This is a genomic window from Pseudomonas sp. SWI7 (assembly GCF_006351945.1).
Lineage (GTDB): Bacteria > Pseudomonadota > Gammaproteobacteria > Pseudomonadales > Pseudomonadaceae > Aquipseudomonas > Aquipseudomonas fulva.
Window position 1 is genome coordinate 3,952,106 of sequence record NZ_CP040930.1, and the last position, 13,328, is coordinate 3,965,433.

Here is a 13,328-nt window from a genome sequence, read left to right on the forward strand (position 1 = left end):
GAGGCAATGGGCATGGCGTTGCATAGAACCGGCCCTACAGGGCGCTGAACCATCGTTCATAAAATAGAACGCTAAAGCCAAAAAACGCTATCTACCGCCGAAAACTGGATGGTTTTAATCTTCTCCCATCAACGCGAAACACCCCACCTACTGCAAATCACGACTACTGGAGCTACCGCCATGACTCAATTCAAATACAACCGCCTGAACAAAGACGACGCTGCCGTTCTGCTGGTCGATCACCAGGCTGGGTTGCTGTCGCTGGTGCGCGATATCGAGCCCGACACCTTCAAGAACAATGTGCTGGCCCTGGCGGACCTGGCCAAGTTCTTCAACCTGCCGACCATCCTGACCACCAGCTTCGAGCAAGGCCCCAACGGCCCATTGGTGCCAGAGCTCAAGGCCCTGTTCCCGGACGCGCCTTACATTGCGCGTCCTGGCCAGATCAACGCCTGGGACAACGAAGACTTCGTCAAGGCGGTGAAAGCCACTGGCAAGAAGCAGTTGATCATCGCGGGTGTCGTCACCGAAGTGTGCGTGGCCTTCCCGGCCCTGGCCGCCCTGGAGGAAGAATTCGAGGTGTTCGTGGTGACCGACGCGTCCGGCACCTTCAATGCCATGACCCGCGATGCCGCCCACGACCGCATGAGCCGTGCTGGCGCGCAGTTGATGACCTGGTTCGGCGTAGCCTGCGAACTGCATCGTGACTGGCGCAACGACGTCGAGGGCCTGGCCGCACTGTGCTCCAACCATATCCCTGACTACCGCAACCTGATGACCAGCTACAACGCCTTCAACGCCAGCAAGTAACCCCATCGCCGCGGGCACCCCGGCCGGTGCCCGCCGGGCCGCACACCTCGATAACGTTCAGCCCGTCCACTGTTGCCCAGCGCAAGCGGGCAGGCTCAGCCCAAGGAATGCAGATGAACACCGCCGCCCAAGACAACCGCGACGTGGTTACCCTGGTGATCCAGCACAAGGTCCGCGCCGCGTCACTGAACGACTACGAAGTGTGGCTCAAGCATGCGGTAGGCACCGCCCGCCGCCAGGCGGGGCACCTGGACGTCAATGTCATTCGACCCGATGAGGGCGGTCTACACTTCACCACCGTGGTCCGGTTCGCCAACGCCGACCTGTTGCAGGCGTGGGTCAACTCAGCAGAACGCCAGGCGATGGTCCGGGACGTGCTGCCGCTGCTCGACGGTGGTGACAGCCCTCAGGTCCATGAGGACCCGGAATTCTGGTTCACCCCACCCGGCACCCGCGCCGTACCACCACCGCGTTGGAAACAGGCGGTGCTGACGTACCTGGTGATCTGCCCGATGACGTTGGTGGTGCCGCACCTGCTGGCCCCGTTATTCGAACGTTTGCCACAACTGGCTGGCCCGGTCAGAGGCACCCTGATCGGTAACCTGTTCGTCATCTTGCCTGTGGTGTTCTACATCATGCCCTGGATCACCCGCCGTTGCGCCCATTGGCTGCGCGGCTGAACAAGCCTTTTTCCACGTACCACTAGGAGATACCGATATGAGCACGTTCCAAACGCGTGATGGCACTTCGATCTATTTCAAGGACTGGGGTACTGGCAAGCCGGTACTGTTCAGCCATGGTTGGCCGCTGGATGCCGACATGTGGGACACGCAGATGGAGTACCTGGCCAGCCGCGGCTACCGGACCATCGCCTTTGACCGCCGTGGCTTCGGGCGGTCGAGCCAGCCGTGGACCGGCTACGACTATGACACCTTCGCCGATGACATCGCGCAATTGATCGAGCACCTGGACCTGCGTGAGGTCACCCTGGTGGGCTTTTCGATGGGGGGCGGTGATGTCAGCCGCTATATCGGTCGCCACGGTACCGGGCGGGTGGCTGGGCTGGTGCTGCTGGGGGCCGTCACGCCTGTATTTGGCAAGCGCGCAGACAATCCGGACGGGGTGGACCTGTCGGTGTTCGAAGGGATCGAGGCCGGGCTGCGGGCCGACCGCGCCCAGTTCATCGCCGACTTCGCGGCCCCGTTTTACGGGCTGAACCAGGGGCAGCAGGTGTCCCAGGGCGTGCAGACGCAGACCTTGAACATCGCGCTGCTGGCCTCGCTCAAGGCCACGCTGGACTGCGTGACGGCGTTCTCGCAGACCGATTTCCGGCAGGACCTGGCCAAGGTCGACGTGCCCACCTTGGTGATTCACGGCGACGCCGACCAGGTCGTGCCCTTCGAAACCACCGGCAAGCGCGCCGCGCAGTTGATCGCCGGCGCCGAGTTGAAAGTGTATGCCGGTGCGCCGCATGGGTTCGCAGTGACCCATGCGCAACAGCTGAACGAAGATCTGCTGGCGTTTCTCCAGCGCTGAGCCAGACAGGCAAGCGGCGTCGCGACGACGCCGCTGCGCCTGACCTATGAACTCCATTCCAAGGAGGCCCTATGGACGCCGATCTGATTCTGTTCAACGGCAAGCTGCACACCGTCGACCGCGAGAACCCCAACGCCACCGCCGTGGCCATCAAGGATGGCCGTTTTATCGCCGTGGGCAGCGATGCCGAGGCCATGGCCCACAAAGGAACGGCCACTCAGATTGTCGACCTGCGCCGGCGCACCGTCATTCCCGGGCTCAACGACTCGCACCTGCACCTGATCCGCGGGGGCCTCAACTACAACTTGGAGCTGCGCTGGGAAGGGGTGCCGTCGGTGGCCGATGCCCTGCGCATGCTCAAGGACCAAGCCGCACGTACGCCGACCCCGCAATGGGTCAGGGTGGTGGGTGGCTGGAACGAGTTCCAGTTCGCCGAAAAGCGCATGCCCACCCTCGAGGAAATCAACCAGGCTGCCCCGGATACCCCGGTGTTCCTGCTGCACCTGTACGACCGGGCGTTGCTCAATCGTGCAGCGCTCAAGGCTGTGGGCTATGACAAGACCACGCCCAATCCGCCTGGCGGGGAAATCCAGCGTGACACGTTCGGCAACCCCACGGGCATGCTGATCGCGCGGCCGAACGCCATGATTCTCTACGCCACGCTGGCAAAAGGCCCCAAGCTGCCACTCGAATACCAGGTCAACTCCACGCGCCAGTTCATGCGCGAACTGAACCGATTGGGGCTGACCAGCGCCATCGATGCCGGTGGCGGCTACCAGAATTTCCCGGACGATTATTCGGTGATCCAGGAGCTGGCCGACAAGGGTCAACTGACGGTGCGCATCGCCTACAACCTGTTTACCCAGAAGCCCAAGGAAGAGCTGGACGATTTCCGCAAGTGGACTGCCAGCGTCAAGCTGCACAGTGGCACCGATTTCCTGCGTCACAACGGTGCGGGCGAAATGCTGGTGTTCTCGGCGGCTGACTTCGAAGACTTTCTGGAACCGCGCCCGGACCTGCCGCAGACCATGGAGCAAGAACTGGAGCCGGTGGTGCGGCACTTGGTCGAGCAACGCTGGCCGTTCCGTCTGCATGCGACCTATGACGAGTCGATCACACGCATGCTCGACGTGTTCGAGAAGGTCAACCGCGACGTACCGTTCAACGGCTTGCCGTGGTTCTTCGATCATGCCGAAACCATCACGCCCCGTAACATCGAGCGGGTACGCGCCCTGGGTGGCGGCATTGCCATTCAGGACCGCATGGCCTTCCAGGGCGAGTATTTCGTCGACCGCTATGGCGCCCAAGCGGCGCAGCAGACACCACCGATCAAGCGCATGCTGGAGATGGGGGTGCCGGTAGGGGCGGGCACCGATGCGACCCGCGTGTCCAGCTACAACCCGTGGACTTCGCTGTACTGGCTGGTCAGCGGCAAGACCGTTGGCGGCATGGCACTGTATCCCGAAGGGTTGAGCCGGGACACGGCCTTGCAGCTGTTCACCCAAGGCAGTGCCTGGTTTTCCAGTGAGCAGGGCAAGAAGGGGCAGATCAAGGTCGGTCAGCTCGCCGACCTGGCGGCGCTGTCGCAGGATTTCTTCTCGGTGGAGGAAGAGGCGATCAAGGGTATCGAGTCGGTGCTCACCCTGGTAGACGGCAAGGTCGTATACGGCGCCGCCGAGTTCGACAAGCTGGGGCCACCGCAGGTGCCTGTGTTGCCTGAGTGGTCACCGGTCGCCAAGGTGCCCGGCCACTGGCGCGTGGGCACCCCCTCGCTGGCAGCCATGGCACACCAGTGCTCGGGCCCGTGCGGTGTCCATGCCCACAGCCATGAAAAGGCCCGGCATTCCAGCGTGCCGGTCAATGACTTCCAGGGGTTCTGGGGCGCGTTGGGTTGCTCGTGCTTTGCCTTCTAGGCCGAGATGCTGAGGGCTGTGCAGCAACCCGTCGCAGCCAGCCTGCAAGTACAGCGCAGGCCTCAACCCGCTTAACTCTGTGAAAGCGGCCTTGCCGGGGCGACGAACCGACCGCAATGGGCCGCACAGCGGCCCCAAGGTTTCAGCTTGGCAGCTCATTTTGCCGGGGCCGCTTTGCAGCCCATCGCGATCAGTGAGCGCCCCCATCACCAGCCGCCCACTCCCCCTGAAACTGTAGCGGCGGGACATTTTGGGCGGTGGCCATGGGCGTTGCAGGCTCGAACCTCAAGCCATGTCGCAAAGCGCAAATTCGTCCGCCAGGTGATCGATCAATGCCCGCACCGAAGGCAGCAAGCCGCGTCGTGAGGGGAAGATCGCGTGCACGATGCCACTGCGCGGGTACCAGCCTGGCAGCAACTCCACCAGGCGGCCCGCTGCCAGGTCGTCACGCACGGCCACCCGTGGCAGGTGCGCAATGCCGATACCCGCCACTACGAAATGGCGCAGGGCGAACAGGTCGTCGGTGACCATGCGCGGCATGTGCGGTATGACGATGCTCTGGTTGTTGTCACCGTCTCGGGACAGCTCCCAGTGATACTCCCGCTGGGCACTGCCCCAATGCAGGCTGGGCAGCGTGCCCAGTAGCTGAGGATCGAAACCGTCGGGCAATTGCGCCAGGTGGTGGGGATGGCCTACCAGGCACTGGGTGCTGTCGCTCAGCACCTTCATCACCATGTCCGTGTTTTCCAGCGGCGGAAAACGAACACGCAGGGCAATGTCGAAGCCTTCATCCAAGAGATCGACGCGCCGGTTGGTGCTTTCGATGAACAGCTCCACCTGCGGGTACTTGAGCATGTAGCGCGTCAACATCGGCCCGACCCAAGCGTTGAGCAGGGTGGTCGGGCAACTGATGCGCACCAGCCCTCGTGGTTCGCTGCGGTTGCGCTCGATGATCTCGGCCGCACCCTCGGCTTCGACGCGCATGGCCAGGCAGCGGTTGTAATAAGCCTGGCCGATCTCGGTCAGTGCGAAGCGGCGGCTGGTGCGCTGCAGCAAGCGCACGCCCAGACGCTCTTCGAGCTCGGCAATGCGTCGGCTGAGTTTCGACTTGGGCATGTTCAGCGCCCGACCCGCCGGGGCGAAGCCACCGTGCTCGACCACCTGCGTGAAGTAGTAGAGCGAGTTGAGGTCTTCCAAGAATGCGTCTCCACAGAACCCGCCAAGGGCGGCCTGCGCAGTTTAACGTTCCTGGAAGCTGGATGCCGCATCTGGCGCTTGGGCCGCAGCGCGTGCGTGCTTGCCCTGGCCCGAGCGCCAGTGCAGGTTCAGTTCTGGACGCTTTGCACCGAGCCGCCATCGACCCGCAGGTTGCTGCCATTGATGAACGAAGCCCGCTCCGAAACCAGCAGCGCGATCGCGGCCGCGACCTCTTCTGGCTTGCCTCGGCGCTTCTGTACGATGCCGGGTCGTTCCTCTTCCAGGAAGCTTTCGATGGCCTCCTCGAAGCTCACGCCTTTCTCTTCGGCGCGCTGCTTCATCATGCCATCGGTCATGTTGGTTTCAATAAATGCCGGCGATACCGTGTTGCACAGCACCCCATGCGCCGCTTCCTTGTAGGACAGGTTCTTGATGAACGCGGCCAGTGCGGCCTTGGCGACGTTGTACACCGCCTCTTCCCAGTAAGGCTGCACGGCATTCTCGGAGGTGATGCACACCAACCGCCCCCAGCCCCGTTTGCGCATCGCCGGAACGGTGGCCCGCGCCACGCGCACGGCGGTGAAGAAGTCGGTATCCCAGGCTTCCTGGTAATCCTCGTCCTTCATTTCCAGCGGGTCGCCTTTGGCGCCTGTTACCCCCGTGGTATGCACCACGATATCCACCTGGCCATAACGCTCTTCGGCTTGCCGGACCAAGTTATCCACCTCGTCCTGACTGGTCATGTCCGCCGCGATGAGCAAGGGCGCGCCACCCAGCGCCTTGACGGCATCTTCGAGCTTGTCCTGGTCGATGTCAGTCAACACCAGCTTCACACCTTCCTCGGCGAGGAGGTGGGCAGTGGCCAGGCCAATGCCGCCAGCTGCACCGCTGATCAGGGCCACACGGTTTTTCAAACCTAAATCCATCAACGATCTCCCAGGGAAAGTTCAGCAGCGATTGGTCTTGCGAAATCAAGCATCGGCTCGGCCAATGCCTGAGGGGTCTGGTAAGGCATCAGGTGGCCCGCACCGGGCAGGGTAAGCAAGGTGCCGTTGGGGAAGTGCGACAAGGTGGTGCGCCGCTGCTCTTGGGCGTCGGGCACCTGCTGGTCATCGGCGCCGCAGATCAGCAGGGCCGGATAGGGCAGCAGGCCGATGCGATCGCTCCAGTCCTCGCGACTGCCGTGATCGACCCAGGCACGCCAGGCGTCAAGGTTGACGGCCTGGGCGTCGGCGATGGCGACTTCGCGCAGCGCATCGGGCAGCCTGTGGTAGCTCGAGTCGTCGACGAAGGCTTCGGCTTGCTCCCGGCTGGCGGTGTAGGCCCGTTGCTGGTCGCGGTCTTCATCGCTCATCGGCTGGGGGCCGGGAGGCGATGGGGCCACCAGGATCAGGCCCCGAAGGTAGTCCGGGCGACGAGCGGCCAGCACGACCGCGACTTTGCCGGTCATCGAGTGGCCAACGAGGATGCAGTGCTTGAGCCCAAGCTCACGGATGCTCGCATCGACCTGATCGGCCATTTCTTCAACGGTATAGCCGGTGACGGCATTGGCATCGCCGTACCCGGGTGTGTTCAGGGCGATGCAGGCATGCGCTCGGTCTAGGTAAGGGACCGTGGCGGACCATGTTCGGTGCGAACCACCCAAAAAATGCATCAACACGAAGGTAACGGGACCGCGGCCTTGCTGGCTGTGTGGGAGCATCGAGCACCTGAAATCGTTCGCTTTGTAGATGGAAAGCGAAGCGGCTGGGGAAGTTCATTCAGGCATTGAGGGCGCTGGACAGCCTTGTTTCTGCGGGGGGGCGGGCACCAGGGTTCGCCCCTCAACTACTCCCGGGACGGTACTGCAGGGCCTCAGCCAGGTGCGTCCGGCCAAGATGGTTAGATCAGCAGCTCGTAGTTCGAGAGGTGCTTGACGGTCTCTGGGAGCCGCTGCTTGAGGAGGATGTCCAGCAGCTCGCGGGGTGAGTAAACCGGATTGTTAAGGGCTGCGCGCTGCTTCTGGACGGCCTTGAGCACAGCTGCCTGATCAAGGTCCCTGATGTCGGAGAGGAATACATCGGGATGCAACGCCTCGATCTCAAAACGTTTCAGAATCTCGGCCGGAAAATCTTTGAGGTTGTACGTGACAATCACCGAGGCGCCACATTTGATCGCTGCTGCCAAGACGTGTCTATCGTCTTCGTCTGGAAGGTCAAGCCCCTGCACAAGTGGCTCGTAGTCATTTACCAGAGAGTCAGGAATCGCCCGATTCATGAGTCCGACTGTGCGATAAAGCTGTGTTTCTGACACGTCGGGACGGTTTCTTAACACGTTTCGTGTCCATTCATCGTGGATTTGCTCGGACCAGCGCGCGCGATACGCGCCAGTCAGAGCCAGATGCATCAATAGGTCACGCAATGGTGCTGGATAAAGCACGCAGGCGTCGTAGATAACTGTAAAAGGTGAGTGCCTCATTGATAGCCCATATTAAGTTCTTGGGCTTGTGCAGCCAGTTCATCCATGGCGGCCTGGCTTGCTTTATCACGATCGGCCTTGTAGGCCATTAGGTCAGTAAATTTTACACGGCGGTGGCTGCCGGTTTTGGTGTGTGGGATTAGCCCCTCATCCAGCAGCTTGACCAAGTGAGGACGCGAGACGTTGAGCATATCGGCGCCCTCCTGGGTGGTCAGTTCCGCATGGATAGGCACCACCTTTACGGTGTTGCCCAAGGCCAGCTCGTTGAGTATGTCGCCAAGCAATCTGAGCGCGAACGTTGGCAGTTCAACAGTCTGCCGTTGCTGGGCTTCATCTACCAACTCAATGCGCTGAGTATCCAACTTGGTTGAGACGAACGCGGCAATCTGGCGGCTTGACTCAATAGCCGCGGTGATCGCTTTTTCATCTGGAAGGATGGCTTGAGCGAGATCGGCGGTAGTCATGGGTTGTCTCCAGTCGTTAAACAGAATTCCGGCGCCTAGTACGACAGATAGCCAATTTATATTCGAAACAAACGAAATGCACAATATTCGAAACAAACGAAACGGCGAGTAGTGCTTGGGGAGGAGCGTCTACCCACCTGGAGGTTGATGCGATGTACAGGAGGTGAGGTGCTCCGGCCTGGTCAAGTGCTTCCAGCTACCGCGTTCGCCTCTCAACCACTCCCGGGACGGTACTGCAGGGCCTCAGCCAGGTGCGCCCGGCCAATTGCCGTGCATCCCTCGAGGTCTGCCAGTGTTCTGGCGACCTTGAGCAATCGGTGTGCTGCTCGCAGCGACAGCGTCAATCGTTCACAGGCGCCTTCCAACCAAGCTTGATCAGGTGCTGCCAAGCTACAGTGCTGGCGCAGGCCATCGAGGTTGAGGAATGCATTGGCGCACCCTTGCCGACGTTGTTGCACCTCCCGGGCGTGCGCGACCTGAAGGGCGACGTCGGCGCTGCTTTGCCCGCAAGGCTGGTTGTTGAGCGTGGTGCTCTCGCGCGCCACGGTCAGGTGCAAGTCGATCCGGTCCAGTAGCGGGCCTGACAGTTTGTTGCGATAACGGGATATCTGCTCGGTATTGCAGCGGCATCGCCCTGTAGGGTCGCCCAGGTAGCCGCAAGGGCAGGGGTTCATGGCAGCGACGAGCTGAAAGCGGGCGGGAAAGCGCACTTTATCCCGCGCCCTGGCGATTACGATCTCGCCAGATTCCAGGGGTTCACGCAGCACTTCCAGTACCCGGCGCTCGAATTCGGGCAACTCGTCCAGAAACAGCACCCCGTGGTGGGCCAAGGTGATTTCCCCGGGCTGCGGCCGGCTTCCGCCACCCACCAGCGCAGGTCCGGAGGCGGAATGATGAGGGTGGCGAAACGGCCGTTGTGGCCAGCTGTTCAGCGGGGTGTGCCCGCTGACCGACTGGATGGCGGCGACCTCCAGCGCTTCATGCTCATCCAGCGGTGGCAGCAGGCCCGGCAGGCGGCTGGCCAACAAGGTTTTGCCAGTACCTGGCGGCCCGGTGAAAAGCAGGTTGTGCGCCCCGGCAGCGGCCAGTAGCAGCGCGCGTTTGGCCGCCAGTTGCCCCTGCACCTCGCTCAGGTCGGGGTAGGGGCGAGGGTTCAGGAGCAAGCCATTGGCGGCATAGGCAGCTAGCGGTACCTGTCCGTTCAGGTGGGCCACCAGCTCCAATAGATGGCCTACGGCATACACCACCAGGCCACTGGCAAGGCTGGCTTCCTCGGCATTTTCACGGGGCACTACCAGTGCCCGCCCCGCCTGGCGTGCGGCAAGCGCTGCGGGCAAGACGCCCTGTACCGGCCGCAACGCGCCCGACAGTGCCAGCTCGCCCAGGCATTCGAGCTCGGCCAGGGTGGCCACGGGCACCTGGGCATCGGCCGCCAGGATGCCCAGGGCGATGGCCAGGTCGTAGCGGCCACCGTCCTTGGGCAGGTCGGCCGGAGCGAGGTTTTGCGTGATGCGCCGGGCTGGGTAGTTCAGGCCACTGTTGACGATGGCACTGCGCACGCGGTCCTTGCTTTCCTTGACCGTGGTTTCGGGCAAGCCGACCAGTGTGAGATGAGGCAAGCCATTGGCCAGGTGGGTTTCAACGCTGACGGCCGGGGCCTGCACGCCTACCTGGGCGCGGCTGTGAACAAGGGCTAAAGACATGGGCGCTCCATTCGCTGCCAAGACCGCTTCCTGCGGATGGACCCAGCATAGCGAGCCGAGACGGGGCAGGGGATGCCAGTGTGCTTCTGATCATTTCTACCTGTGCACCGCCTAGAAATGGATCCAATAGTTTTGCGCAGCGGCCTTCTTTGGCTTAGTGTTGTTCAAGCAAACCACCGATGCCATGGGATGGCACCGCTTCGACCTTGAAATGGACTTGAGGTATTGCGCTGTGCAAACGCTCACCCACACCCGTGAGGTTATTCGCGAACTGGTTCAGACCAACGCGTTCGTCGAGCTCAATCGCTATTTCGATTCCCTGGAGGCTCGCTGGTACCAAGCGCCCCCGGGCGAGTTCCCGGCCTATCTCTCAGCCGTCGAGAGCCATCTGCTGGTCGACCCGGACCAGGGGGACAGGGCGCTGAGCCAAGTGCTTCGCGCCTGGATCGATGCCTGCCCCAGGGCCTATCACCCGCAGGTCGTCATGGGCTTCTACTGCCTTAGCCGTGCCTGCCAGGTGGACCACGGCGGCGCCCGCACACCGGCACGCTGGCTGGCGATCGAGCAAATGTGCGAAACCGCCACTGCCCATTTACTCAGAGCCTTGGCCCGTTCGCAGCGGCCGGTCGCGGCTGCCATAGGCTTGCAGTTGCTCAGTGCCAGGTTTCGCGAGCCGGGCTGGCTGGTCGAGCTGTTCAATGAGCAGCCAGCCCGCTTCAGGCCCAGTACACATGCGGACGTGGAGGTGCAGGAGGCTGCCGCGCCGTATTTGGTCAGGCATGGCGTGATGCCTTTGGCCGAGCTGCCTCGGATGTTGCCCGATGGACTTGAGCCGCGCACAGAGCGCCAGGAGCCGCAGGCCTATTGGCTGAGCCAGGCACTGACCGCACGGCCGGGCTGCTTCGAGGCCATCAAGGCCCACGCGTTGTATCTATTGCAGGACCGACGTGGGCAAGTCGAGTCCATAGAACGGTTGGTCAACATGCCGGCTTGCCGGGGCTGGAGCGAGCCGTTGCGCAACGCGCTGCGATGGATGGCCGTGGAAGCACGCTTGAAACGCCCAAGTGCCGAACGCCCAAGCGCAGTGGCCAAGTACCAGCAATTGTTCGAAGACTGGGCCGTGCGCCCACTGCGGCCTAGGGAGACTGCCGTATTGCTGGCATGGCGCGGTGCGTTGCAGGCGAGCGTTTGGGGCGACCATGACAAGGCACTGGCCGATTTTACCCAAAGCCTTGCATGCCCTGCCGACCTGGGCGGCATCCAGGCGCTGGGACCACCGCTTCGGCATTTGGTCATCACGGCTTTGACACGCAGCACTGCGCACGAGCAGGCACTGCTCAATACCGCGATTCTTCGCCTGAGCGATGGCCGCTCCCACGCCGCTGCCTGCGCGCTGCGGGCCGCGGGACATCACTTTGGCTTGTGGGGCCTGGCGCGCAGCGGCGATCAAGCCAAACGCTGGCTGACGATTGCGATCAAGCGCCAGCGGGCGGGTCAGGCTCCCGGCCTGAAAATCCTGGAACTGGCCCGCTTGCTCTGGTCCCATGATCGGCATGAGGTTGCCTACTATTTGCTTCAAGGCGGTGCCGAGCAAGCCCTGTCAGGTGCGGCATTAAGCCTGTTCGAGCTTCACCAGGGTGAGTGGAGCGATACCCCTGGGCGATACATGGACTGTGAAGTGGCTGAGCAATGGTTGCTGCGCGCCGTCCAGACAGGGAGTCGCCAGGCCAAATACCGGTTGGCCTGCTTGCAGATGCAAGGGGGGACGAACCTGGGTGATCGAGAAAAAATGCTCGAGGTCAGGCGCCTGTTGATAGACGCCCTGGGCAATGCTCAGACCAATGCCTGCGCACGGTTGCACCTGGGCATATTGCTGCGCCAGTTTGGCCAGCCGCGTGAGCGAGCCGAGGCGGTCGCCTACTTGCTGAGCCTGGTGGAGCACCCGGACAGCGCTATTGCAGCACGTGCCAGTGCCGAGCTGGGGCTTGCCTGGATGCAGGGGCAAGGTACACGCAGGCAAAGCCGCTATGCAGCCATTGAGTGGGTGACCCATGCGGCGAGCCTGCGACCTGGCGACACAGCCATCGAAGACATTCACGCCGAAGTCCTCAATTCGCGCAACAGGGTACGGACGCTGTTCACGCAATACGGCGCCGCGTTGTTCCGGGGCACCCTACGCCCCAGCGAACTGCCGCCCAAACCTGGCCTGGATCGACCGGCCAGCAGGCTTGAAGCGCGCTGAAAGTCGATAGGAGGCTGGGTCACGCAGCTTTGGTGTCAGCGCTTGCCTTCCAGGCGCGCTTCGAGTTCTGCGACTTGTTGTTCCAGCGCCTCCAGGCGAGCCCGGGTGCGTGCCAGCACCACCATCTGACTGTCGAACTCCTCGCGGCTGACCACGTCGAGCTTGCTCAAAGCGCCTTGCATCAAGGCCTTGAACTGGCTTTCCAGCTCGGCCCGAGGCTGGGTGTTGTCGCTGCTGAACAGGCGCGAGGCCTGGTCGCTCAGGGCGTCGAGAAGGGCTTTGGGCGCGAGCATGAGGGTGTCCACCAGTGTCGAGAAATGGCGGCCAGTGTAGCACGCACCCTTGTGCCTCCCATGACGAGGCGGTGTTGCACGTTTTTCGCGCAAAGCCCGAACCAGCCTCGCACCGTATGGGTGCACAGGTTGAGTGCTGGCGATTAGCCAAAGCTGTAACGTCGGGCCAACCCCCTGATTTCGCTGGTGTTCACAGACCTGGCAAGGTTTCTGCAAAGTGCTAAGCGAGCCATGCACTGATGCAGTTCCTTGTGACCAGGCAGTGCGCATGCCGACGACGCGTTACAAAAGGCAACCGCTGCGCTTAGACTTGAGACGGGTTTGTTTTCCTGGGGCAAGTCCACCAAATCGGGAGAGAGTTTCATGAAGCTAGTCACAGCCATCATCAAGCCGTTCAAGCTGGACGACGTGCGCGAGTCACTGTCGGAAATCGGCGTGCAGGGCATCACCGTCACCGAAGTCAAAGGCTTCGGGCGTCAAAAGGGTCACACCGAACTGTATCGCGGTGCCGAATACGTGGTCGATTTCCTGCCCAAGGTGAAGATCGATGTTGCTATCGATGACAAAGACCTGGATCGGGTAATCGAGGCCATCACCAAGGCTGCCAACACCGGCAAGATCGGTGACGGCAAGATCTTCGTGGTGAATCTGGAGCAGGCGATCCGCATCCGTACCGGCGAGACCGATACCGACGCGATCTAAGCAGCAACACA

General features: G+C 62.2%; 13 protein-coding genes. 6 read left to right on the forward strand and 7 right to left on the reverse strand.

From position 1 onward, the window contains the following. Positions 1 to 180 precede the first annotated feature (180 nt). The 4 genes from ycaC (at position 181) to FH041_RS18050 (ending at position 4,259) form a co-directional block, all read left to right on the forward strand. Complete coding sequence (ycaC, locus tag FH041_RS18035) at positions 181 to 810, forward strand: isochorismate family cysteine hydrolase YcaC (RefSeq protein ID WP_027913395.1); 630 nt, start codon at positions 181 to 183, stop codon at positions 808 to 810. A gap of 113 nt (positions 811 to 923) precedes the next feature. Continuing rightward, positions 924 to 1,490 carry an antibiotic biosynthesis monooxygenase gene (locus FH041_RS18040; RefSeq protein WP_027913396.1) on the forward strand — a complete coding sequence of 189 codons (567 nt, stop codon included), beginning with the start codon at positions 924 to 926 and terminating at the stop codon, positions 1,488 to 1,490. Between the two features lie 37 nt (positions 1,491 to 1,527). Further along, on the forward strand, positions 1,528 to 2,346 hold the full coding sequence (locus FH041_RS18045; protein WP_027913397.1) for an alpha/beta fold hydrolase: 819 nt from the start codon (positions 1,528 to 1,530) through the stop codon (positions 2,344 to 2,346). Positions 2,347 to 2,417: 71 nt separating this feature from the next. Continuing rightward, positions 2,418 to 4,259 carry an amidohydrolase gene (locus tag FH041_RS18050; RefSeq protein WP_049695298.1) on the forward strand — a complete coding sequence of 614 codons (1,842 nt, stop codon included), beginning with the start codon at positions 2,418 to 2,420 and terminating at the stop codon, positions 4,257 to 4,259. Positions 4,260 to 4,544: 285 nt separating this feature from the next. Here the strand turns inward: FH041_RS18050 and FH041_RS18055 are convergent, their stop codons facing one another. From FH041_RS18055 to FH041_RS18080, 6 genes are all read right to left on the reverse strand, one after another. After that, positions 4,545 to 5,456, reverse strand: coding sequence for a LysR substrate-binding domain-containing protein (locus FH041_RS18055; protein WP_027913398.1), 912 nt, complete (start codon positions 5,454 to 5,456; stop codon positions 4,545 to 4,547). Positions 5,457 to 5,584: 128 nt separating this feature from the next. Continuing rightward, positions 5,585 to 6,382, reverse strand: a complete 798-nt coding sequence (locus FH041_RS18060) for an SDR family NAD(P)-dependent oxidoreductase (protein ID WP_028686766.1) — start codon at positions 6,380 to 6,382, stop codon at positions 5,585 to 5,587. Further along, entirely contained in the window at positions 6,382 to 7,158 is a 777-nt protein-coding gene (locus FH041_RS18065) for an alpha/beta fold hydrolase (protein WP_027913400.1), read from the reverse strand. Before FH041_RS18065 ends, FH041_RS18060 begins: the two co-directional genes overlap by 1 nt. 179 nt (positions 7,159 to 7,337) lie before the next feature. After that, complete coding sequence (locus FH041_RS18070) at positions 7,338 to 7,913, reverse strand: PIN domain-containing protein (RefSeq protein WP_140174923.1); 576 nt, start codon at positions 7,911 to 7,913, stop codon at positions 7,338 to 7,340. Next, complete coding sequence (locus FH041_RS18075; RefSeq protein WP_027913402.1) at positions 7,910 to 8,377, reverse strand: helix-turn-helix domain-containing protein; 468 nt, start codon at positions 8,375 to 8,377, stop codon at positions 7,910 to 7,912. The genes FH041_RS18070 and FH041_RS18075 overlap by 4 nt, the downstream gene beginning before the upstream one ends. A gap of 212 nt (positions 8,378 to 8,589) precedes the next feature. Continuing rightward, the gene (locus FH041_RS18080; RefSeq protein ID WP_125921885.1) at positions 8,590 to 10,080 is read right to left on the reverse strand and encodes a YifB family Mg chelatase-like AAA ATPase; all 1,491 of its coding nucleotides are present in this window, start codon (positions 10,078 to 10,080) and stop codon (positions 8,590 to 8,592) included. Between the two features lie 232 nt (positions 10,081 to 10,312). Here FH041_RS18080 and FH041_RS18085 point away from each other — a divergent pair, with 232 nt between their 5' ends. Then, a complete protein-coding gene (locus FH041_RS18085; RefSeq protein ID WP_111475156.1) occupies positions 10,313 to 12,322 on the forward strand; it encodes a DUF4034 domain-containing protein in 2,010 nt (669 codons plus the stop codon). 35 nt (positions 12,323 to 12,357) lie between these two features. Here the strand turns inward: FH041_RS18085 and FH041_RS18090 are convergent, their stop codons facing one another. Continuing rightward, the gene (locus tag FH041_RS18090) at positions 12,358 to 12,615 is read right to left on the reverse strand and encodes an accessory factor UbiK family protein (protein WP_027913405.1); all 258 of its coding nucleotides are present in this window, start codon (positions 12,613 to 12,615) and stop codon (positions 12,358 to 12,360) included. 363 nt (positions 12,616 to 12,978) lie between these two features. Here FH041_RS18090 and glnK point away from each other — a divergent pair, with 363 nt between their 5' ends. After that, positions 12,979 to 13,317, forward strand: coding sequence for a P-II family nitrogen regulator (gene glnK, locus FH041_RS18095; protein WP_002555808.1), 339 nt, complete (start codon positions 12,979 to 12,981; stop codon positions 13,315 to 13,317). Positions 13,318 to 13,328: the final 11 nt, after the last annotated feature.